The 22071-nt window shown below is 72.8% G+C and carries 15 protein-coding genes; 7 read left to right on the forward strand and 8 right to left on the reverse strand.

The genetic code is table 11. The features are described 5' to 3' along the window. Positions 1–14: 14 nt before the first annotated feature. The gene (locus tag OG737_RS11260; protein WP_405921478.1) at positions 15–2393 is read left to right on the forward strand and encodes a YfhO family protein; all 2379 of its coding nucleotides are present in this window, start codon (positions 15–17) and stop codon (positions 2391–2393) included. On the opposite strand, the gene OG737_RS11265 is transcribed toward OG737_RS11260, so the two are convergent. From OG737_RS11265 to mfd, 3 genes are all read right to left on the reverse strand, one after another. After that, positions 2381–3886, reverse strand: coding sequence for a serine/threonine-protein kinase (locus OG737_RS11265; RefSeq protein ID WP_328926061.1), 1506 nt, complete (start codon positions 3884–3886; stop codon positions 2381–2383). The two genes, OG737_RS11260 and OG737_RS11265, sit on opposite strands and share 13 nt — an antisense overlap. Further along, positions 3883–4422 (reverse strand): hypothetical protein, encoded by a 540-nt coding sequence (locus tag OG737_RS11270; protein ID WP_328926062.1) that lies wholly within the window; start codon positions 4420–4422, stop codon positions 3883–3885. Before OG737_RS11270 ends, OG737_RS11265 begins: the two co-directional genes overlap by 4 nt. Before the next feature lie 303 nt (positions 4423–4725). After that, positions 4726–8262 carry a transcription-repair coupling factor gene (mfd, locus tag OG737_RS11275; protein WP_328926063.1) on the reverse strand — a complete coding sequence of 1179 codons (3537 nt, stop codon included), beginning with the start codon at positions 8260–8262 and terminating at the stop codon, positions 4726–4728. A gap of 209 nt (positions 8263–8471) precedes the next feature. Between mfd and OG737_RS11280 the strand changes: the two genes are divergently transcribed. Genes OG737_RS11280 through OG737_RS11290 form a run of 3 tightly spaced genes read left to right on the forward strand, consistent with a single transcriptional unit; the run spans position 8472 to position 10578 of the window. Next, the gene (locus OG737_RS11280; RefSeq protein ID WP_328926064.1) at positions 8472–8741 is read left to right on the forward strand and encodes a type II toxin-antitoxin system prevent-host-death family antitoxin; all 270 of its coding nucleotides are present in this window, start codon (positions 8472–8474) and stop codon (positions 8739–8741) included. After that, positions 8738–9112 carry a type II toxin-antitoxin system VapC family toxin gene (locus OG737_RS11285; protein ID WP_328926065.1) on the forward strand — a complete coding sequence of 125 codons (375 nt, stop codon included), beginning with the start codon at positions 8738–8740 and terminating at the stop codon, positions 9110–9112. Before OG737_RS11280 ends, OG737_RS11285 begins: the two co-directional genes overlap by 4 nt. Positions 9113–9168: 56 nt before the next feature. After that, the gene (locus OG737_RS11290) at positions 9169–10578 is read left to right on the forward strand and encodes a DUF2079 domain-containing protein (protein WP_405921479.1); all 1410 of its coding nucleotides are present in this window, start codon (positions 9169–9171) and stop codon (positions 10576–10578) included. Between the two features lie 101 nt (positions 10579–10679). Here the strand turns inward: OG737_RS11290 and OG737_RS11295 are convergent, their stop codons facing one another. Both OG737_RS11295 and OG737_RS11300 read right to left on the reverse strand, forming a co-directional pair. Beyond that, a complete protein-coding gene (locus tag OG737_RS11295) occupies positions 10680–13208 on the reverse strand; it encodes an ABC transporter permease (protein WP_405922412.1) in 2529 nt (842 codons plus the stop codon). A 53-nt stretch (positions 13209–13261) separates the two neighbouring features. Next, complete coding sequence (locus tag OG737_RS11300; protein ID WP_405681411.1) at positions 13262–14038, reverse strand: ABC transporter ATP-binding protein; 777 nt, start codon at positions 14036–14038, stop codon at positions 13262–13264. 331 nt (positions 14039–14369) lie between these two features. Here OG737_RS11300 and OG737_RS11305 point away from each other — a divergent pair, with 331 nt between their 5' ends. Together OG737_RS11305 and OG737_RS11310 are read left to right on the forward strand one after the other, a co-directional pair. Further along, positions 14370–15992, forward strand: coding sequence for an MFS transporter (locus tag OG737_RS11305; RefSeq protein ID WP_405679816.1), 1623 nt, complete (start codon positions 14370–14372; stop codon positions 15990–15992). Positions 15993–16071: 79 nt separating this feature from the next. Continuing rightward, positions 16072–16893 carry a hypothetical protein gene (locus OG737_RS11310; RefSeq protein ID WP_328926067.1) on the forward strand — a complete coding sequence of 274 codons (822 nt, stop codon included), beginning with the start codon at positions 16072–16074 and terminating at the stop codon, positions 16891–16893. A 9-nt stretch (positions 16894–16902) separates the two neighbouring features. Here the strand turns inward: OG737_RS11310 and OG737_RS11315 are convergent, their stop codons facing one another. Continuing rightward, the gene (locus OG737_RS11315) at positions 16903–17454 is read right to left on the reverse strand and encodes an ABATE domain-containing protein (RefSeq protein ID WP_328926068.1); all 552 of its coding nucleotides are present in this window, start codon (positions 17452–17454) and stop codon (positions 16903–16905) included. Positions 17455–17536: 82 nt separating this feature from the next. Between OG737_RS11315 and OG737_RS11320 the strand changes: the two genes are divergently transcribed. Continuing rightward, positions 17537–18397 carry an alpha/beta hydrolase gene (locus OG737_RS11320; RefSeq protein WP_328926069.1) on the forward strand — a complete coding sequence of 287 codons (861 nt, stop codon included), beginning with the start codon at positions 17537–17539 and terminating at the stop codon, positions 18395–18397. Positions 18398–18598: 201 nt separating this feature from the next. On the opposite strand, the gene OG737_RS11325 is transcribed toward OG737_RS11320, so the two are convergent. Then, positions 18599–19471: a DivIVA domain-containing protein gene (locus tag OG737_RS11325; protein ID WP_405921480.1), complete on the reverse strand. Its 873-nt coding sequence runs from the start codon at positions 19469–19471 to the stop codon at positions 18599–18601. A gap of 123 nt (positions 19472–19594) precedes the next feature. Next, positions 19595–22069 carry an SUKH-4 family immunity protein gene (locus OG737_RS11330; RefSeq protein WP_405921481.1) on the reverse strand — a complete coding sequence of 825 codons (2475 nt, stop codon included), beginning with the start codon at positions 22067–22069 and terminating at the stop codon, positions 19595–19597. Positions 22070–22071 lie beyond the last annotated feature (2 nt).

Below are 22071 nucleotides of genomic sequence, written 5' to 3' on the forward strand. Positions count from 1 at the left end.
AAGGTCGGCCCACCATGTCGACACCGCACCGCTCGCCGCACGGCTCACCGCGCCGCCTGAGCTTGCTCGGCTCGGCCCTGGCCGCCCTGCTCACGGTGGTGGCCGTGTGCGCCGGGGACGCCGTGGCCCGCGTCTTCCCGTACGGCCCACGCCACCGCAGCATCAACGACCTCGGCAATCAGTTCGTCCCCTTCCACGCGCACCTGTGGGACCTCCTGCACGGCCGCGCGCGGGGCGGACTGCTGTTCAACTGGCAGTCCGGATACGGCACCAGCTTCCTGCCCGACCTCGGGACCTACCTCACCAGCCCGTTCTCCGTCCTGGTCGGTCTCTTCCCGCGCGACGGCATAGACCTCGCGGTGTACGTGGTCACCGTCCTGAAGACGGCGGCCGCGGCGGCGGCGATGACCTGGCTGCTGCGCACGCAGCGCCGCGGGGCCTGGTGGGCGGCGGGGCTGCTCGGGGCCTCGTACGCGCTGTGCGGCTGGTCGGTGATCGAGGCCTCCTACAACCCGATGTGGCTCGACGGGCTGATCGCCTTCCCCCTGCTGTGCCTGACCGGTGAATGGGCCCTGCGCGGGCGGCGGATCGTGCTGTCGCCGCTGGTCGTCGCCGTCTGCTGGACGGCGAACTTCTACACCGCCTACATGGCGACGCTGGGTGCGGCGCTGGTGCTGCTGGTACGGGTGGTACTGACGCGTGAGGGGGTCCGGACCCGGCTCGCAGTGATCGGGCGGGCGGCCGCGACGACCGTGCTGGGGATCGCCCTCGCGGCGCCGGTCCTGGCCCCCCTGTTCCTCAGCTCCGGGCAGGCCTACCCGGGCTGGGTCAAGGAGTTCAGGCCGGTGTCCTGGGCGGACCTCTTCGCCCGCCTGATGCCGGCCACGTACTCCTTCTCCTCCCCCGCCGTCTTCCTGGGCACCGGGACACTGCTGCTGGTGGCCGCGCTCCCCTTCCACCGGGCCGTGCCGCCGCGCACCCGGCTGGCGTGGGCGGGGCTGACGGCGGCCGTGGCGCTCTCCCTCCAGTGGGCGCCGACGCACCTGGCCTGGCACCTGTTCGCGACCCCGAACGGAAGCCCGTACCGGCAGACCTTCGTGCTGGCCGGGATCGCCGTGCTCGCCGCCTGGACCGGACTCTCGGCGGGGCTGCCGGGGCCGCGCGCGCTGGCGGCGGGAGCGGGCCTGCTGGCGGCCGCGGCGCTGTGGGCACGCGGCAGCACGCTGACGACGGCGTGGGGGTACGTGCTCTTCGGCGGCGGGCTGGCGCTGGCCGCCGCGGGCTGGTGGGCGCTGCAGCTGCGCCACCGCCGCCTGGCGCTCCCGGCGGCCGCGCTCCTGGCGGCCGTACTCGTCGGCCAGGCCGCCGCGACGACCGCGTACGGGCACAAGGGCAAGCTGGGCGGCCTCGACGACTACCCGTCCTGGTCCTCGGCGCACACCGCGCGCGCCGAGGCCCTGGCCGGCGCCGAGGGCTGGCCGGCGTACCGGACCGACCCGAGTCGGCCGGCCCTGACGGGCAACGACCCGATGCTGCTGGGCGGGGAGGGCGGCTCGTACTACAGCAGCCACACCCCGGACGTGTTCACCCGGACGATGGTGGCGCTGGGCGCGGGCTGGACCTCGCGCGGGCGCAACGTACAGAGCATCGACAACCCGGTGACGGACGCCGTCTTCGCGGTCGGCGCCCGGCTGCGGCCGGACGGCACGGTCGCCCGCGCCGAGGTCCCTCCGCTGGTCACGACCCGCCCGCCGGGCGCTCCCGCCGCCTACGGCGACTCCCCCTTCGCCAACCAGGAACTGCTGCTGGGCGCGCGGGTGTACGAGGACCCAGCTGCGCCGGGGATCTGCCGCGCGGGCACGGAGGCCTACCTGTGGGCGCCGGAGTACAACGCGACGGCCCGGCTCGTCGGCGGCCCGCCGCTGCGGCTGAACGGCAACGCCCCGCGCAACCGGGCGGCCGTCCAGCCGCTGGGCGTCTCGCGGGGGGAGTCCTCACCGCTGGTCTTCGACCAGGCCGCGCCCGCGCGGTGGACGCTGTCCTGCCTGGACCGGGGCCGGCTGGACGCGGCCGTGGACCGGCTGCGCGCCACGGCCGCCACGTCGGTCGTGGTCGGCTCCTCGCGGGTCCGGGCCACGCTCCCGCCGGGCAGCACGGGCACGGCGGTCCTGTCGGTCCCCGCGATCTCGGGGTGGAGCTGCAACGACCGTCCGGCGTCGGCCTATCTGGGCCTGGTCGCGGTCCCGTTGGAGCCCGGAACCACCCGCCTCGACTGCACCTTCCGCCCCCCGGGTCTCATCCCGGGCGCGGCGGTGGCCGCCCTGGCCCTGACCGTCGTACCGGTCCTTGCCCTGTGGCAGCGGCGTCACGGGCAGCGGCGTCAGCGGACCTGACCGAGCCAGTGCAGGGTGCGGCGGACCTCACCCGGGAAGGGGTGGTTCGGGCCGTGCAGGCGCTCCGCGTCGAACAGCAGGCGGGCCAGGGTCTCGTGGGCCGCCTGCCGGTCGCCGAGGGAGAGCAGCAGGTGCGCGATCCGGCGGCGGACCTCCAGGGGGAGTCCCGGGTCCGGGTTGGCGTAGTGGTTCTCGAAGAGCGGCAGCAGCGAGCGGTACTCCGCCAGGGCCGCGGCCGGTTCGCCGAGCTGCTCCAGGCACTGCGCCGAGTCGTAGCGGAAGCGCAGCGACTGGGGGTCACCGGCCGGGAACTCGTCGGCCAGACGGCGCAGCTCCGGCAGGGCGCGGCGGTACTGGCCGTCGTCCATCAGCGTAGCGGCGTACTGCTTGCGCAGGGAGCGGACCACCGGCGAGTGCTCGCCGTGCTGGGCGGCGGCGGCCGGGAGGATCCCGCCGAGGATGTCGCCGGCCTGGGTCAGCTGCCCCTGGTCCAGCAGCTTGCGCGCCTCGTCCACGGCGCCGGGGATGTCGGGCTGCGCCGTGGGCGGGGACGTCGGCTGGGGCGGGATCACGGTGGCCCGGTCCGGCCAGGGGGCGTGCGGGCGCAGGAAGGGGCGGGTCGGGTCGAGGGGGCCCACGGGGGTGCGGCTGCCGGCGGCGGGCAGCAGCGGCGCGAGGGCCTCGTAGACCTCCTGCGCTGAGGCGGGGCGGTCCTGCGGGTCCTTGGCCAGCAGGCGCAGCAGGATCGCCTCCAGCTCCGCCGGGATCTCCGGGCGCTTGGGGCGGACCGGGGCCGGGGGCTCGTACAGGTGGCGGTGGAGCACGCCCAGGGCGGTGGACCCGGCGAAGGGGACGTTTCCGCTGAGGAGTTCGTACAGCAGCACGCCCAGCGCGTAGAGGTCGGTGTACGGGCCCACCGCGCCGCTCATGGCCTGCTCGGGCGCCATGTAGGCGGGGCTGCCGATCGGCGTGCCGGTGCTGGTGAGGCGGGTGGTGTCGGTGTCCATCACCGAGGCCACGCCGAGGTCCAGGACCAGGACGGTGCCGTCCGGGCGGACCATCACGTTGCGCGGCTTCAGGTCGCGGTGGACGATCGGTACGGCGTGCACGGCCGAGAGGACCGAGCACAGCTGCGCGGCGACCGAGACCGCCCACTGCCAGGGGTACGGGTCGTGCTGGGCGATGTGGTCGGCGAGGTCGGTGCCCTCGACGTATCCCATGACGAGGAAGAGCTCGTCGCCGTCGCTGCCCGCGTCGTGCACGGTGACCAGACCGGGGTGGTCCACCTGCGCCGTGACCCGGCACTCGCGCACGAAACGGCGGCGCAGTTCCTCGGCGACGGTGCCGGGGCCGGCGACCTTGTCGGGACGCAGCAGTTTGACGGCGACGCGGCGGTCCAAGCGCTTGTCGTACGCCGTCCAGACCTGGCCCATGCCGCCCTGTCCCAGGATGGAGGCCAGCTGGTAGCGGTCTCCGATGAGCCGGTCGGTCACTGATTCGGGTCCTGGATCGCGGTCGTGTTCGGGTCCTGGTAGGGACCGCCGGGCGGCGGGGTCTGCTTGCGCAGCAGTTCGCTGAGCTCGTCGAGTTCGGCGCGGACCTGCCCGATGCGCGGGGGCGGGGTCGGCTGCGGCGGGACCTGCGGGGGCAGGGGCGCCGGGGCGGGAGCCTGCGCGGGCGGGTAGCCGTAGGCGGGGCGGGCGGGCTGCGCCGGCGGGTACCACTGCGCGGACGGGACGGCCGCCCGCTTCTCGTAGTGCCGGATGTCGGCGACGAGGAAGTACACACAGGTCGCGAGGCCGGTGATGAGGGTGCCGAAGGCTCCGGTGTTGCCCTGCCAGCCGTCGGTGTCGGGGGTCGGGTCGAGGCCGATCAGCACGACCCAGCTGACGGACAGCACGAAACTGACCGCGAGCAGCGCCCAGTCGCGGGCCGCGCGGGTCACGAGCGCGAGCCTCAGCATCGAGCCCCAGGCCAGGAAGCCACAGGTCAGGATCGGCAGCAGCGAGAACAGCACGCGCAGGGTCACCACAGCCCCGGTATTGGGCTGGTGACCATGCTGCGGCGGGTAGCCGGGGCCGTGCATCGGTGCTCCTGACAGGCCGTGCGGAAAAGGGATTCAGGGTCTGAGCGTATACAGCGATTCCGGCCATGGTGAGGGGATGGACCCAACCGTTGCACGGTCGCCGCAGAGGCGGTCCCGGCAGCGGGTCGCGGACCGCGGCGAGCGGATCACCCCAAGCGGGCGTACCACCACGAACGGGACCGGAAGCCGCGCGGGTGCGGCCGCGGTCCGGGACCCTCCGGTCCCCGGCCGCGGCCGGCCGTGTTCCTACGAGCCGAGGATCGTGGCGAGGAACTCCCCCGTCCATGCCAGCAGTTCCCGCCCGACCAACGGCTTCCCGCCGATCTTCCCGGTCTTCGGGCGCGGGATGAGCACCTGCGAGGTGGCGGGCTTGAGCACCGCCCCCGGGTAGAGCCGCTTCAGGCGCAGCTCCTGCGACTCGCGCAGTTCCACCGGCCCGAAACGGATGTTGGCGCCCTGCAGGGTGATGTCGGCGACCCCGCACGCACGCGCCAGCATCCGCAGCCCGGCCACCAGCAGCAGGTTCTCCACCGGCTCCGGCAGCTTGCCGTAGCGGTCGGTGAGTTCCTCCCGTACGGCCTTGACGTCCGCCTCGGAGTTCGCCGAGGCGATGGACCGGTACGCCTGCAGGCGCAGCCGCTCGCCGGGCGCGTAGTCGTGCGGGACGTGCGCGTCGACCGGCAGCTCGATCTTGACGTCCAGCGGCGGCTCCTCCTCCACCCCGCCCTCGACGGCGGCCCGGTAGTCGGCCACCGCCTCGCCGACCATCCGGATGTACAGGTCGAAGCCGACGCCCGCGATGTGACCGGACTGCTCGCCGCCGAGCAGGTTGCCCGCGCCGCGGATCTCCAGGTCCTTCATCGCCACGTACATGCCGGCGCCCATCTCGGTGTGCTGGGCGATCGTCGCGAGCCGCTCGTGCGCGGTCTCGGTCAGCGGCTTCTCCGGCGGGTAAAGGAAGTACGCGTACCCGCGCTCGCGGCCTCGGCCCACACGCCCGCGCAGCTGGTGCAGCTGGGAAAGGCCGAAGTTGTCGCCGCGCTCCACGATCAGGGTGTTGGCGTTGGAGATGTCGATGCCCGACTCGACGATCGTGGTCGACACCAGCACGTCGAACTTCTTCTCCCAGAAGTCCACGACGACCTGTTCCAGGGCCTGTTCGGACATCTGACCGTGCGCGGTCGCGATCCGCGCCTCGGGCACGATCTCACGCAGCTTGGCCGCCGCCCGGTCGATGGACTCGACCCGGTTGTGGATGTAGAAGCACTGGCCCTCGCGCAGCAGTTCACGGCGGACGGCCGCGCCGATCTGCTTCTCCTCGTACGGACCGACGAAGGTGAGCACCGGGTGCCGCTCCTCCGGCGGGGTGGTGATCGTCGACATCTCACGGATGCCGGTCACCGCCATCTCCAGGGTGCGCGGGATCGGCGTCGCGGACATGGTGAGCACGTCGACGTTGGCACGGAGCTTCTTCAGCTGCTCCTTGTGCTCGACGCCGAACCGCTGCTCCTCGTCGACGATGACCAGGCCCAGGTCCTTGAACTTCGTCTCCTGCGAGAACAGCCGGTGGGTACCGATGACCACGTCCACCGCTCCCTCGCGCAGACCCTCCAGCGTGGCCTTGGACTCCGCCTCGCCCTGGAACCGGGACAGCGCCTTCACCTTCACGGGGAACTGGCTGTAGCGCTCGGAGAAGGTGCCGAAGTGCTGCTGCACGAGGAGCGTCGTCGGAACGAGGACGGCGACCTGCTTTCCGTCCTGGACCGCCTTGAAAGCGGCGCGCACGGCGATCTCGGTCTTGCCGTAGCCGACGTCGCCGCAGATCAGCCGGTCCATGGGGACCGACTTCTCCATGTCCTCCTTGACCTCGGCGATGGTGGTGAGCTGGTCGGGCGTCTCCGCGTACGGGAAGGCGTCCTCCAGTTCGCGCTGCCAGGGGGTGTCCGGGCCGAAGACGTGGCCGGGGGCCGCCATGCGCGCGCTGTACAGCTTGATGAGGTCGGCGGCGATCTCCTTGACCGCCTTCTTCGCGCGCGCCTTCGTCTTGGTCCAGTCGGCGCCGCCGAGCCGGTGCAGGGTCGGGGCCTCGCCGCCGACGTACTTGGTGACCTGCTCCAGCTGGTCGGTGGGGATGTAGAGGCGGTCGCCGGGCTGGCCGCGCTTGGCGGGGGCGTACTCGACGAGGAGGTACTCGCGGGTCGCGCCCTGGACGGTGCGCTGGACCATCTCGATGTAGCGGCCCACGCCGTGCTGCTCGTGGACGATGTAGTCGCCGGCCTCCAGGGTCAGCGGGTCGATCGTCTTGCGCCGCCGGGTCGGCATCCGGCCGAGGTCCTTGGTGGCGGTGCGCTGCCCGGTGAGGTCGGTCTCGGTGAGGACGGCCAGCTTGAGGGCCGGGTCGACGAAGCCGTTGTCGATCGAGCCGCAGGCGACGTGCACGATGCTCGGCTCCAGCGTGCCCAGGTCCGCTTCCAGGCGGGCCGCGATGCCCTCGCCGCCGAGCACCTCGACGGTGCGGGCGGCCGGGCCGTGGCCCTCGGTGAGGTAGACGGTGTGCCAGCCGTCGGCGATCCAGCCCTTGGTGTCGGCGAGCGCGCGGGCGGTGTCGCCGCGGTAGGCCTCGGGGGCGTGCATGCCGAGCTTCAACGTGTCGCCGCCGACCGCCTCTTCGTCCGCGGCGAAGGGGGAGACCGACCACCACATCATGCCGAGCTCGCGGGCGTGGTCGCGTACGTCGGCGAGGCCGCGCAGCGAGGCCGCGCCGACGTCGATGGGGGCCTCGCCGCCGCCCGCGGTGGCGGCCCAGGACGCCATCAGGAACTCCTGGCTGGTGGCGACCAGGTCGGCGGCCCGGGTCCGTACCCGCTCGGGGTCGCAGACGACGGCCATCGCCCCGGCGGGCAGGACGTCGATCAGCAGCTCCATGTCGTCGACCAGGACCGGGGCCAGGGACTCCATGCCCTCGACGGCGATCCCCTCGGCGATCTTGTTCAGCAGCTCGCCGAGCTCGGGGTGGTCCTCGGCGAGGGCCGCCGCCCGCTCCCGTACCTCGTCGGTCAGCAGCAGCTCACGGCAGGGCGGTGCCCACAGGCCGTGCTCGGCGATCTCCAGCGACCGCTGGTCGGCGACCTTGAAGTAACGGATCTCCTCGACCTCGTCGCCCCAGAACTCGATGCGCAGCGGGTGTTCCTCGGTGGGCGGGAACACGTCGAGGATGCCGCCGCGCACGGCGAACTCGCCGCGCTTCTCGACGAGCTCCACGCGCGCGTACGCGGCCGCCGCCAGCGCCTGCGTCACCTCGCCGAGGTCGACGCTCTGCCCCTGCCGCAGGGCCACCGGCACCAGATCGCCGAGCCCCTTGACCTGCGGCTGGAGCACGGAGCGGATCGGCGCGACGACCACGGAGACGGGCCCTGCGGCCGGGTCGTCCTTGCTCGGGTGCGCGAGGCGGCGCAGTACGGCGATCCGGCGGCCCACGGTGTCGCTGCGCGGGCTGAGCCGCTCGTGCGGGAGCGTCTCCCAGGACGGGTAGTCCACCACCTCGTCGGGCGACGGCATGAGCGAGCGCAGCGCAGCGGCCAGGTCCTCGGCCTCGCGCCCGGTCGCGGTGACCGCGAGGACGGTCCGCCCGGTCTGCCGGGCCAGCGCGGCGATCGCGAAGGGCCGCGCGGCGGCGGGGCCGACCAGGTCCACATGCATGCGGTTGCCGTCCCCGGCCGCGGTGACCGCCTCGGTGAGGGCGGGATCCCGGGTGACGGCGTCGAGCAGTCCGTGCAGGCTCATGTAGAGGCTTTCCATCCGGTGAGGGGGCAACGCGAAGGGCCCGACACGCTCGCGGGCCGGGGGTTCCCACCCTACGACGCCCCCCGGCGCCACGCGCGGGGGATTCGGGTCACCCGTGGGGGTGACGGAGCTGGCGCCCACTGGGCCGATCCGATTACGCTTGGTCCAGCAATTAGTCCACCTCTGGCGTCCCCGTCGAAGGAGTCCCCATGGAAGGGGCCCGGCAGTACAACGTCCACGAGGCGAAAACCAACTTCTCCAAGATCCTGGAGGCGGTCGCCACCGGCGAGGAGGTGATCATCAGCAAGGCGGGGGAGCCCGTCGCCAAGGTGATCCCGCTCGCGGGGAAGGTCTTGCGGACCTCGCGAGGATCCGTCAGGGAGCCCGTGGTGTTCGCCGACGACTTCGACGACATGTCCGATGACGCCGGCTTCGCCGAGGCCTTCGGGCTGCTCCCCCACACCGAGGCCGCCGAGTGAAGCTCCTGGCGGACACTCACGTCATCGTGTGGTGGCTGACGGACTCCCCACAGCTGTCCGACGAGGTCAAGGACCTGCTGGACACCGAGCGCCTCGCGTACGTCAGCGCGGTCACCCCGTGGGAACTGGCGGTCAAGCAGGCTCTCGGCAAGCTCGACGGCCCGGAGGACCTGCCGGAGCGAGCCAGGGACTGTCAGCTCAGGCCGCTGCCGGTCACCGCGCTCCATGGCATCCGGGCGGGACAGCTGCCCCTCCACCACAGGGATCCCTTCGACCGCATGCTGATCGCCCAGGCCCAGTCGGAAGGGCTGACCCTCGTCACGCGTGACAAGTTCATCCCGCTTTACGATGTCCCGGTACTGACCGTCTGAGCTCGCCGCGACGCTTTCCGCCGGAGAGACGCCGACCGGCCGAGGAGCACGAGTCCGTGACGAGCGATGCGATAGCCCGCCCCGCCGCGCCGGCGGCCACAGCCGCCGTGAAGGCGGGGAGCCGACGGTGGGCCGGGCCCTGGATGGTGGCCGCCGGGCTGTTCCTCGTCTACCTCGTGCTGTCCGTCGGACGGTTCCGGCGGATGGAGTGGGCCTCCTGGGACCTGGGCATCTTCGAGCAGGCGATCCGCGCGTACGCGCACCTGCGCGAGCCCGTCGCCGATCTGAAGGGGCCGGGGGCCAACATCCTCGGCGACCACTTCAGCCCGGTCATCGCGACCCTCGCCCCCTTCTACCGGATCTTCCCGGGCCCCGTGACCCTGCTCGTCGCGCAGGCCGCGCTCTTCGCGCTCTCCGCCGTCCCCGTCACCAGGGCGGCCGGGCGGTTCCTGGGCCGGCCCCGCGGGCTCGCCGTCGGGATCGCGTACGGGCTGTCCTGGGGGATCCAGCGGGCCGTCGAGTTCGACTTCCACGAGATCGCCTTCGCCGTGCCCCTGCTGGCCTTCGCCCTGGAGGCGGTCCTCGCCCGGCGCTGGCGGGCCGCCCTGTTGTGGGGGCTGCCGCTGCTCCTCGTCAAGGAGGACCTCGGTTTCACCCTCGCCGCCCTGGCCGTGGTCGTCGCCTGGCGGGCCCGGCCCACCGACCGGCGGGCCGCCGCGGTCGCCCTCGGCGTCGCCGCCCTGGCCACCGTCCTCGCCGCCCTGGTGTTCACCGTCGTCATACCGGCCTTCGCCACGGCGGGCTACGGCTACTGGGACAAGATCCACGGCGCGGGCCCCCTCGACGGCTTCGGCACCAAGCTCACCACCCTGGCCTGGGTGCTGATCCCGACCTCCGGACTGCTGGCCCTGCGCTCACCGCTGCTGCTGGTCGCCGCCCCCACCCTCGGCTGGCGGTTCCTGTCCGGCGACGACCACTACTGGTCCACCGACTGGCACTACAGCGCCGTCCTCATGCCCGTCGTGGCCCTCGCCCTCGTCGACGCGATCGACACCGCCCGGCGCGGTGAGCGGGCCTGGCTGCGCGCGTACGCACTCCAGCTGCCCACCGCCGTCCTCGCCGCCGGCCTCGCCCTCAGCGTGACCAGCCTGCCGACCGAGAAGCTCGCGCAGGCCCGTACGTACGAGAAGCCCGCCCGGGTCACCGCGATCGAGGAACTCCTCGACCGGATCCCCGACGGGGCGACGGTGGAGGCCGACACCGCGCCGCTGACCCGGCTGACCTCCCGCTGCCGCGTGCTGTGGATCGGCGGCAGCAAGGGCGTCGTCCCCGACTGGATCACCCTGGACAACTCCTCCAAGTGGGCCGGTCAGGACCCGACCGGTTATGCCCGGCAGCTGCACCCCGGCGAGCGGTTCGAGCTCGTGGGCGAGGCCGAGGGCGTCGTCCTGATGCGCCACGAATGACGCGACGACGGTCCGGGACCCCAAGGTCCCGGACCGGCGCCTCCCCCGTGCTCCCCCGCTTCCCCCCGCTTTCCCCCGTACGAACGCGGCGGCAGGTACCCCTACTCGCTCGCGATCGCGTTCAGAACGTTCATCCGCCCCGCCCGGAAGGCCGGGACCAGCGCGGCGAACAGGCCCACGAAGGCCGAGGCGGCGAACACCCCGAGGATCGTCGGCCAGGGGATCTCCAGCACCTTGAGGCCTTCGAGCGCGAGCAGCTGCTGCGCGGTGGCGCCCCAGCCCATGCCCAGCCCGAGGCCGAGCAGGGCGCCGAAGAGGGCGATGACCACCGACTCCAGGCGGATCATGCGGCGCAGCTGGCGGCGGGAGAGGCCGATGGCGCGCATCAGGCCGATCTCGCGGGTCCGCTCCACCACCGACAGGGCCAGGGTGTTCACGACCCCCAGGACCGCGACGATGATGGCGAGGCCGAGGAGCCCGTAGACCATGTTCAGGAGCTGGCCGACCTGGTCCTTGAGCGCCTGCTTGTAGTCGGCCCGGTTGCGCACGTCGTACTGCGGGTACTCCGCCACCGCCGCCTTGACCGCCTGGTACGCGGCGGCGTCGGACTCCCCGTCCTTCGCGCTGGCCAGCAGCATGAAGGGGAGCGGCATCCGGTCGGCCGGCACGTTCGCCTGGGCGACCGCGGTGCTGACGAACATCATGCCGCTGTCGAAGGTGCCCTCGTCGCTGGTGATCGCCGCGACCTTCAGCTTGACGGCGCTGCCGCCCGTGAAGGCGACCGTCAGCTCGTCACCGAGCTTGACGTGGTGCGCGGTGGCGTAGATCGAACCGACCGACATCGAGCCCTTGCCGTACGCCGCCGCCTGCTCTCCGGCGACCATCTTGCGCCGCATGTCCCCGGCGTACGTCGGGTCGGTGGCGCCGATGCCCTCCTCGACGGTGGAGCCGTCGGGGGCGGTGACCTTCGCCTCCACCTGGCGGTAGGCGGTGACGTGGTCGAGGCCCTTGACGGCACGCAGCGCCTGCTCGGCCTGCGGCACGACCATCTGCCCGGACTGGGAACTGAGCATGAAGTCGGCGCCGACGGACTTGTCGAGTTCCTCGGTGGCGGAGGCCACCATCGAGGAGCCGACCACCGACAGGCAGGCGACCAGGGCCAGGCCGATCATCAGCGCGGCGGCGGTGGCGCCGGTGCGGCGCGGGTTGCGCAGGGCGTTGCGCTCGGCGAGCCGGCCCACGGACCCGAAGGGCCGCAGCACCACGCCGGACAGCGCCCGCACCACGCCCGCGGCGAGCAGCGGGCCGATCACGATGAAGCCGATGAGGGTGAGGACGACGCCCAGGCCCAGCCAGAGCGATCCGGGTCCGGCCTTCTCCGCGGCGGAGGCGAGGTAGAGCCCCGCGCCGCCGATGCCGGTGAGGACCAGGCCGAGGACGGCGCGGACGACGCCGGCCTTCTTGTCCCCGGGGGTGCCGGACTCGCGCAGGGCGGCCATCGGGGAGACCTTGCCGGCCCGGCGGGCCGGGATGAAGGCGGCGACGGCGGTGACCTTGATGCCGAGCAGCAGGCCGATGGCCGGGGTGGTCCAGGCGACGGTCAGATCGTCGGTGGACAGGTGCATGCCCATCTGGCCCATGACCTTCATCAGGCCGACGGCCAGGCCCACACCCGCGCCGACGCCCAGCACGGAGCCGACGAAGCCGAGGATGTAGGCCTCCAGGACGACGGACTTGAGGACCTGTCCGCTGTCCGCGCCGATGGCGCGCATCAGGCCGATCTCGCGGGTGCGCTGGGCGACCAGCATCGAGAAGGTGTTGAAGATCAGGAAGATGCCGACGAGGAAGGCGATCCCGGCGAAGCCGAGCATCACGTACTTCATGACGTCGAGGAAGGAACCGACGTCCTTGCGGTTGGCGTCCGCGGCTTCCTTGGCGGTCTGCAGCTTGTACGTGTCCGCGCCGACGGCGCTCGCGATGCCCTGCTTGAGCTGCTCGTCGCTCACCCCGTCCTTGGCGGTGACGTTGACGTGCGTGAAGGAGCCGGGGGAACCGAGCAGCGCCTGCTGCGCGGTGGCGGTGTCGAAGTAGACGACGGCCGCACCCGGGTTGGTGACGGTGAAGGCGGCGATACCGGTGATCTTGGCGCGGATGTCACCGGTGACGGCGATGGTGCGCAGTTCGTCACCGAGCCCCAGGTGGTGCTTTTCCGCGGTGTCGGAGTCGACCATCACCTCGGTGGGGCCGCGCGGCGCCCGGCCGGCGGTGATCTTCATGGACTTGAGCTCGTTGTCGTTCCAGTTGCCCGCGATGGTCGGGGCACCGGTGGTCGAGCCCATGTTCTCGTTCTTGGAGTTGACGACCGTGACGGACGTCGACATGACGGCGCCCTCGGCGCTCTTGACGCCCTCGGCCTTCTTCACCTGCTCGACGGTGGGCCCTGCCAGCGTCTCGGGCTTGCCGCGCTCCGGGGTCTCCTCCCCGCCCTTCGCCTCCTTCGGGCTGACCGTCACATCGGCGCTGGTGACGGCGAACAGCTTGTCGAAGGTGGTGTTCATGGTGTCGGTGAACACCAGGGTGCCGCAGACGAAGGCGACGGAGAGCATGACGGCGACGGCCGAGAGCGCCATCCGTCCCTTGTGCGCGACGAAGTTGCGCCGGGAGGTCTTCAGGACGGTGTTGCTCACGAGGTCCGCCCGCGCGCGTCGAAGTCCTTCATGCGGTCCAGGACCTGCTCGGCCGTGGGCCCGTACATCTCGTCGACGATCTTGCCGTCGGCGAGGAAGATGACCCGGTCCGCGTACGAGGCGGCCACCGGGTCGTGCGTGACCATCACGATGGTCTGGCCGAGTTCGTCCACCGAGCGGCGCAGGAAGCCGAGGACCTCGGCGCCGGCCCGCGAGTCCAGGTTTCCGGTCGGCTCGTCGCCGAAGATGATCTGCGGGCGGGCGGCGAGGGCGCGGGCGACCGCCACGCGCTGCTGCTGGCCGCCGGAGAGCTCGGTCGGGCGGTGCTTCAGGCGCCCGGCCAGGCCGACGGTCTCCACGACCCGGTTCAGCCACTGGGCATCGGGCTTGCGGCCCGCGATGTCCATGGGGAGCGTGATGTTCTCCAGGGCGTTCAGGGTGGGCAGCAGGTTGAACGCCTGGAAGATGAAGCCGATCCGGTCACGGCGCAGCTGCGTGAGCTTCTTGTCCTTCAGCCCGGTGATCTCGGTGTCGTCGAGGTGGATCTGCCCGCTGGTCACCGTGTCGAGACCGGCGAGGCAGTGCATCAGCGTGGACTTGCCGGAGCCCGAAGGACCCATGATCGCGGTGAACTGGCCGCGGTGGATGTCCACGTCCACCGTGTCAAGGGCCATGACGCGCGTCTCGCCGGAGCCGTAGGCCTTGACGACCTTCCGCGCCCGGGCCGCGACGGCTGCGTGCCCCTGGCCGTCCCCGTGCCTGGTTTCGGTCATAGCCGTTGTCACGGTGTTTCTCCTTCTCGTCTTCTGCGTGCGTCGCCGTCGTGAAGTCTGTTGCGCGGCGGGCTCCGGCGCGCTGGTGCCCATTGCCGTATCGGTCCGGGGGTTAACCCCACCCCTCGGGCTCCCGGCCCCATGTGAACCAGTTAAGGACGCGCCGCGGCCCGTCTCCTCCTCCGCCGGGACGAAAGACCCCCGGCACCTTGTGCGGAGCGTCCCCTAGGGGTTCTCCGCCCTTCGGGGGACCTGCTCTGGGGGATACCGCCGCATACGGCAGCGGTGAGAAGGTGTTCCCCGCATGTGCGTGCAGGGGGAAGGAATCTTCGTGGGGTCTGGGGAGAGAGCGGACGGAAGTCCGGACGGCATAGCCGGGGGGAGCGACGGCCCCTCCGGGAGCACGGTTTCGGCCAAAGGCGCGGGGCCCGGCACGGCGGCGGGGGCCGGGGTGGCGGCGCCGGGGCGCCCGCCCGCCCCCGTGGTCGCCTCACTGATGCTCGGCATGGCGCTCGTCGCCCTCGACAGCACCATCGTCTCCACCGCGGTGCCCCAGATCGTGGGCGACATCGGCGGGTTCTCCGTCTTCTCCTGGCTCTTCTCCGGCTACCTGCTGTCCGTCACCGTCACCCTGCCCGTGTACGGGAAGCTGTCCGACACCTTCGGCCGCAAGCCCGTGCTGCTCTTCGGCATCGGGCTCTTCCTCGTCGGCTCGCTGCTGTGCGCGCTCGCCTGGAACATGGCCGCCCTCATCGCCTTCCGGATCATCCAGGGCCTGGGCGGCGGCGCCCTCCAGGGCACCGTCCAGACCCTGGCCGGCGACCTCTACCCGCTCAAGGACCGGCCGAAGATCCAGGCCCGGATGTCGACCGTCTGGGCCACCTCCGCCGTGGCCGGGCCGGCCCTCGGCGGGCTGCTCGCCTCGTACGCGCACTGGCGCTGGATCTTCCTGATCAACCTGCCGCTGGCCGCCCTCGCCCTGTGGATGATCGCCCGTCACCTCACGGAGCCCGTACGGTCCCCCGGGCGCCGGGGCCCGGTCGACTGGGCCGGGGCACTGGGCATCTTCGCCTGCGGCGGCCTGCTGCTGTTCGCGCTCGTCCAGGGCGGGGTCGCCTGGCCCTGGCTGTCCGCGCCCTCGCTGGGACTGCTGGGCACGAGCGCCGTACTGGCCGCCGTGGTGGTCCGGATCGAGCGCCGGGCCGAGGAGCCGATCCTGCCCGGCTGGGTGTGGCGCCGGCGCACCATCGCCGCCGTCAACCTGGCCATGGGGGCGCTCGGCCTGCTGATGGTCGCCCCGATGGTGTTCATGCCCACGTACGCCCAGTCCGTTCTCGGGCTCGGGCCCATCAGCGCCGGGCTGGTCATGTCCGTGATGACCCTCAGCTGGCCCATCACCGCCGCGTTCAGCCAGCACGTCTACCGGCGCATCGGCTTCCGGAACACCGCGGCCGTCGGGATCGGGCTGGCCGCGGTGATCCTGTACTCCTTCACCCTGCTCCCCTATCCCGCCCTGCCCTGGCAGCCCGCGCTGATCATGCTGCTGCTGGGCGGCGCCCTCGGCATCTTCCAGCTCCCGCTGGTCGTCGGGGTCCAGTCCACCGTCGGCTGGGCGGAGCGCGGGACCGCGACGGCCTCGGTGCTGTTCTCCCGCCAGGTCGGCCAGAGCATCGGCGCCGCCCTGCTGGGCGCCGTCGCCAACGCCACCATCGCCGCCCGGCTGGTGGACGCCCCCATGCCGGGCCTTCCGGACAAGCTGGACGACGTGTCCAAGGCCCTGGACCAGCCGGGGCTGCTCCCCCAGGCCGCCGCCGACTACCTGCGGGAGGCCGTGGCCGCCGCCGTGGACCACATCTTCCTCGGCGCGACGGGCGCAGCCGTGGCCTCGCTGCTGATCCTGCTGCTGGTGGCGCCGCGCAGGTTCCCGGTGCTGCCCGAGCAGAGCGAGGAGTAACGGGCCTTCCCAGGAAGCGACTTGTCATGCCCTCAGCCAACGGGTAAGTGTGGGGCACAACCGTTTCCGGGGGGACGACATGGCATCCGCACTCTTCGCACTGGCGTTACTCGCCGCGCTCGCCGGGCCGCTCGCCCAGCGGCTGCGCCGCCACCCGGCCTTCGTCACCGGGCGCGACGGCCGGCTCTCCACCTCCACCGCGCTCGCCCTGGCGTGGACGGTGGTCCTGGTCTGGCTGCTGCTCACGACCCTCGGCTACGGACTCACCGCGGGCGGCGGCATCGGCTGGTTCCAGGGCGAGCACGGCCCGCTGTCCTCACTGACGACGGTGTACCTGCCGCTGATCGGGGGCCCGTACGCGGCCATGATCGCCGCGAAGACGGTGGTCGGCATCCGCGTGGAGAACGGCAGCATGGCCAAGCCGGCGCCGAAGCCGGCGGCCACGGGCGGCCGCCCGCTGCGGGAGCTGATCGCGAACGACAGCGGCCGGACCGACCTCGTCGACCTCCAGTACGTCGCGCTCAGCGCGGTCACGATGCTCTACGTCGTCCTGTTCTTCCTCTCCGACGTGGGCGCCGGACTCCCCCGCCTCCCCGACGAGATCTGGGCTCTTACGGGCGCACCGGCGGGGGCGTACCTCGTGAACAAGATGGCCACCCGCGCCAACCCGGTGATCACGGACGTCACCGTCTCCGACGGCCTGCTCACGGTCGAGGGCGGCGGCTTCACCGACCCCCGCCTCACGGTGGCCGACACCACGCTGCCCGCCACCCCGGACCCCGTGACGGGCGCCCTGACGGCCCCGCTGCCGGCCACGACGCAGCCCCCGTTCACGGTGGTGGTCACCTCCCGCGGCCTGCGCAGCGACCCCTACCGCTACGAGGCCCCGGCCGCGGGCTGAGCGCCGCGGCTACGGGAGCTTGTGGCGGGCGTAGTAGCGAGCCACCCGGGCCCGGTTGCCGCAGGCCGACGCCACGCACCAGCGGCGCCTCGGGTGCAGCGGAAGGAACAGCAGGACGCAGTCCTGCGCTTCGCAGCCGCGGACCGACGTCACACGCGGGTCCGTCAGGAACTCCGCGACCACCTCGGCCAGTTCCGCCGCGAGCCGCCGCGCCGGGTCCGCCGCCCGGTGCGAAGCCGCCGCCAGGCCCGCCTGCGCACTCCAGGCCAGCTCACGGTGGGCGGGCGCCGCGGCCATGGCCTCGTTCAGCGCGCGCAGCGCATCGCCCGGCGGCCGCTCCCCGCACCGTACGGCCGCGAGCGCGGGCCGCGCGGCCTCCCGCACGGCCCGTACGGCGGCCACCTCGGCCGCACCCACGTCCACGACCGGGGTCAGTCGGCCGGCCTGCTCGGCCAGCCATGCCGCGAGACCCTCCGGCCCGGCGACCAGGTCGCCCTCGGCGGTCAGGGTGTTGAGGAGGTCCAGGGCGAGGGGCTCGCCGGTCAGCGGGAAGACTGTCACGCCACTAACGCTACCTGAAGCACTTGACCCGTTAGCCATCCCCGGGCAAAACTAATGGAACTAAGCCACCAGGAGGCATGTGATGATCGCGTCCGTCCAGCACCGAACCGTCGACGTCGACGGTGTGCGCGTCGCCTACCGCGAAAGCGGCCCCGCCGACGGCCCCGTCCTGCTGCTCCTCCACGGCTTCCCCACCGCCTCGCACCAGTTCGCCCGCCTGATGGACGCCCTCGGCGACACCCCGTACCGCCTGATCGCCCCCGACTACCCCGGCTTCGGCCGGACCGAGGCACCGGACGGCTTCGCCTACACCTTCGACCGGCTCGCCGACGTCATGGAGGGCTTCACCGACGCCCTCGGCCTCGACCGCTACGCCCTGTACGTCTTCGACTTCGGCGCCCCGGTCGGCCTACGGCTCGCCACCCGCCGCCCGGACCGCGTCACGGGCCTGATCGTCCAGAACGGCAACGCGTACGACGAGGGACTCTCCGAGGCGGCCCGCGAGTTCGCCGGCCTGCGGCGCGAGGTGTCCGGCAACGAGGAGCGGGTCCGGGGCCTCTTCACCCCGGAAGGCACCCGCTTCCAGTACGAGACCGGGGTCGCGGACACCACCCTGATCTCCCCGGACAACTGGACGCTCGACATCCACTACCTCGGCCTGCCCGGGCGCGCCGACGCCCAGGCCGACCTCGCCTTCGACTACGCCTCCAACTTCGCCCACTACCCGGCCTGGCAGTCCTGGCTGCGCACCGCACGGCCGCCGGTCCTGGTCGTCTGGGGCGCGGGCGACCCCTTCTTCACCCCGGCGGGAGCGAAGGCCTACCTCCGGGACGTCCCCGACGCCGCCGTCCACGTCTTCGACGGCGCGGGCCACTTCGCCCTGGAGACCCACCTCCCCGCCATCACCCCCCTGATCGCCACCTTCCTCACGAACCTCCCCTAGCCGAGCAGGAACCAAGACGGAGGGGCCGGGGCCGGGGACGGGGACGGGGTGGGGTGCCGGCCGGGACGTAAAACGTGATGTGTGGCGCGACCGCAGGTCGCGCCACCTGATCCCGATCAGAAGCCATAAATCATGCAGTCCCGGCCGGCACCCCACCCCGGCACCGGCACCGGCACCGGCACAGCCGAGCCCCCACCCAGTTCAGCCCTCCGCAGGAGCCCGGCCCGTCAGCGCCGCCAGACTGGACCGCACATGGCTCATGTGCGCCCGCATCTCCTCCTGCGACTCCGCATGCTCCCGCAGGATCCGCTCCGTCTCCCGACCCACCCGCTCCTCCGCCACCCGCGCCTGCGCGACCAGCTCGGCCGCCAGCGCCTCCGCGTCCTCCTGCCCGTGCCGCGCCGACTCCTCGGCCTCCGCGAACCCCCGACGCGCCTCCGCCAGCCGCCCCTCCGCGTACCGCTCCGCCTCCTCCGCCCACGCCGCGAACTCCGCCTCCCGCGCCGCCAGATCCCGCTCGGCCGCCTCCCACCGCTCCGCCTGCTCCTGCTCGCGCTCCACGAGCAACGCGTCCGACCGCCGCCGCATCTGCGTCAGCGCGGCCACCGCCTCCGCCCGCCACCCCTCCGCGTCCGCCCGCGCCTCCGCCCGCGCGTCGTCCGCCTCCCGCTGCGCCCGCAGCAGCCCCTGCCGGGCCCGGACCTCCGTCTGCTCGCGCACCGCCTCCGCGTCCGCCCGCGCCAGCTCCGCCCCCCGGTCCGCATGCGCCTCGGCCGCGCCCAGCGTCTCGGACGCGTCCGCCCGCGCCTCCGCCCGAACGCAGTCCGCCTCCTCCTGCGCCAGCAGCAGGATCCGGCGGGCGCGCTCGCTCAGGTCCTCGTACGTCTGCGGAGCCAGCGCGGCCACCGTCTCGCGCAGCCGCGCCGCCTCCTCCTCCATCTGCCTCGCCAGGACGGTCAGCCGGGCCACGCGCTCCCAGGCCTCGTCACGGCTGCCGGAGAGCCGCGCGAGATACCGGTCGACCTCTTCCGTGCGGTAGCCACGACCGCGCACAGTCGCAATGGGTGCACTCATCCTGGAAGCGCCTCTCTCGCGGGGATTCCTGTCAAGGATGCGCCATTTGCTCCCAGAAGCCGGAATGGCCGGGCCGAGACCCTGTTCGGGGGTCTCGGCCCGGCCACTCAACTGATCATCCGATCAGAGCAGTCCGTCCCACATCTGCTCCAGCAGCACCGACCACCAGCTCTCCGGAGAGGCCAGCGCCGCACTGTCCAGCCCCGCCAGATTCGCCTGGAAATCGACGGTCCAGCGACCCGCCTGTTCCGGCGTCAGATGCTGGCGCAGGCGCCACATGTGACCCAGCATCGCGAGGGACCGCACGAACTGCGGCAGGCTGGAGTTCACGAACTGCGGCGGCACCGGAGCACCGCCCGGACCGCCCTCCACCGGCACCGCCACGATGTGCGCGGTGCCGTACTGCACGCACAGCGCCTTGCCGAAGTCGCTGCCGACGACGAGGTACGAGCCCGCGTCCGAAGCCGGCGCCACCTGCCGCTGCGCGGCCATCTCGGCCAGCGTCGGCACCGGCTGGCCCGGCACCGCCTGTGCCCAGAAGAACGGCCCGAAATCGACGGGCAGGCCCGACCACATCAGCGTCTGCGCCACGATCTCCGGCACACCCTGACGGGACACCGCCCGCTGGTCGAAGCGGAACACGCCCTGCGGGCCGAACGCCCCCACCAGCTCCTGCGCGATCGCGTCCAGCGGGATCGCCGGCTGGAGCGGAACCTGCGGCAGGGGCACCCGTACCGGCGCGGGGCGCGCCGGACCGTCCGCCACCTGGTGCAGCTCGCCCTGATGGGTGAGCAGGTGACGCATGCCCTGCTGACGGCCCGCGTGGTCCTGGCCGTACGGGGCCACGCTGGTGATCCGCACCTGCGGCCAGGTCTCCCGGATCATCCTGGCGCAGTAACCGCCGGGCAGCTCGCAGGACTCCAGCTCGGTGTGCAGCTCCAGCACCTGCTGCGGCGGCACGTTCATGGCGCGCAGCTCGTGCAGGATCTGCCACTCGGGGTGCGGGGTACCGGGCGCGGAACGGCGGATGAGCTGCTGCTCGGAGCCGTCGGGAGCGCGGTAGCGCAGTACGGCCTGGTAGCCGGGGCCGACCGTGGGCGCACCGGTGTGCGCCGGGGGCTGCGCGACGGGACCGGCAGGCGCCGGCCCGGGCGGACCGGGAGGCGCGGGCGGCTGACCCGTCACGGCGGGACCGGCCAGCATCGTCGCCGCATGGTCGAGCCCACGCCCCTGCGAACCACCCGGAACACCAGGCGGACCAGGCGGCTGCGGCACACCGGCACCCGGAGCACCGGGCGGACCGGGAGGCGCCGGCGGCTGACCCGTCACCGCAGGACCCGCCAGCATCGTCGCCGCATGATCAAGCCCACGCCCCTGCGAACCACCCGGAACACCAGGCGGACCAGGCGGCTGCGGCACACCGGCACCCGGAGCACCGGGCGGACCGGGAGGCGCCGGCGGCTGACCCGTCACCGCAGGACCCGCCAGCATCGTCGCCGCATGATCAAGCCCACGACCCTGCGAACCACCCGGAACACCAGGCGGCTGCGGCGGCTGCGGCACACCGGCACCCGGAGCACCGGGCGGACCGGGAGGCGCCGGCGGCTGACCCGTCACCGCAGGACCCGCCAGCATCGTCGCCGCATGATCAAGCCCACGACCCTGCGAACCACCCGGAACACCAGGCGGCTGCGGCGGCTGACCCGCACCCGGAACACCGGGAGCACCGGGAGCACCGGCGGGGCCACCCTGACCGGAGACCGGCCGGGAGATCTGGGCCTTGCTCGTCGGCGCGTCGGCGATGCTGTCCGCCTGCGGCGCCAGCGTCGGCACCACAGCGGTCCGCGGCAGCTGGCTGCCACCCGGCATCAGCGTGGTCTGGGCCTCCGGCGCCGACCTGGACGACAGCGCCTCGTCCAGGTCCGACCCGGACAGCGGCGGCGCGAACACGGTCGCGGGCAGCGGCACGGACGCGTCGTCCGCACCCGGATTCACATCGGTCCCGGCCCACGGCGTGGCCCCGGTCGGAACGGCCGCCGCAGCAGCCGCCGGAACCCCGTCGTTGGCCGTCGGCTCGTACGGGACCTCGCCCCCGCGCCGCAGCGGCACCGCGTCCGTCGGCGCCGGCGCGGCGGCAACGGCCGGAACGGGTGCCGGTGCCGGATCGGCCGGAGCCTGAACCGGCGAAGACGAGGCCGAAGACGAAGGCACGGCAGCCGGAATCCCCGCCCGGTCCGCCGCCTCCTGCAGCCACTCCGGCGGGCTCAGCATGAACGACGTCTGCTCCGAGTCGATCCGCGGCGGCGGAACCGAAGCCTCCGAAGCCGCCGCGGCAGCCGACGCCCCGTACTCCTCCTCGTACCGGCGGATCACCTCACCCACCGGCAGCCCCGGCCACAGCGTCACCTCCCCGCTGTCCCGCGCGATGACCAGCCGCTGCCGCCCACCACCGGACACCGGACCGGCCGCGCGGTCCTCCGCCCACACCACGAACCCGAGCCCGAACTCCCGTACACGCACCTCACGGTGCTGGTACGCGGGCACATCGCCGTTGATCCATTCCTCAGCGCGCTCCTGCGCCTGCGCAAATGTCACCACCG

The organism is Streptomyces sp. NBC_00122 (assembly GCF_045160845.1).
In the GTDB taxonomy this organism is placed as follows: Bacteria; Actinomycetota; Actinomycetes; order Streptomycetales; family Streptomycetaceae; genus Streptomyces.

Excerpts from the sequence above, each read along its gene's own strand:
- OG737_RS11320 (WP_328926069.1), top strand. The coding sequence starts at position 17,537 with ATGATCGCGTCCGTCCAGCACCGAACCGTCGACGTCGACGGTGTGCGC.
- OG737_RS11260 (WP_405921478.1), top strand. The coding sequence starts at position 15 with ATGTCGACACCGCACCGCTCGCCGCACGGCTCACCGCGCCGCCTGAGC.
- OG737_RS11295 (WP_405922412.1), bottom strand. The coding sequence starts at position 13,208 with ATGGCGCTCTCGGCCGTCGCCGTCATGCTCTCCGTCGCCTTCGTCTGC.
- OG737_RS11280 (WP_328926064.1), top strand. The coding sequence starts at position 8,472 with ATGGAAGGGGCCCGGCAGTACAACGTCCACGAGGCGAAAACCAACTTC.
- OG737_RS11325 (WP_405921480.1), bottom strand. The coding sequence starts at position 19,471 with ATGAGTGCACCCATTGCGACTGTGCGCGGTCGTGGCTACCGCACGGAA.
- OG737_RS11300 (WP_405681411.1), bottom strand. The coding sequence starts at position 14,038 with ATGACCGAAACCAGGCACGGGGACGGCCAGGGGCACGCAGCCGTCGCG.
- OG737_RS11310 (WP_328926067.1), top strand. The coding sequence starts at position 16,072 with ATGGCATCCGCACTCTTCGCACTGGCGTTACTCGCCGCGCTCGCCGGG.
- mfd (WP_328926063.1), bottom strand. The coding sequence starts at position 8,262 with ATGAGCCTGCACGGACTGCTCGACGCCGTCACCCGGGATCCCGCCCTC.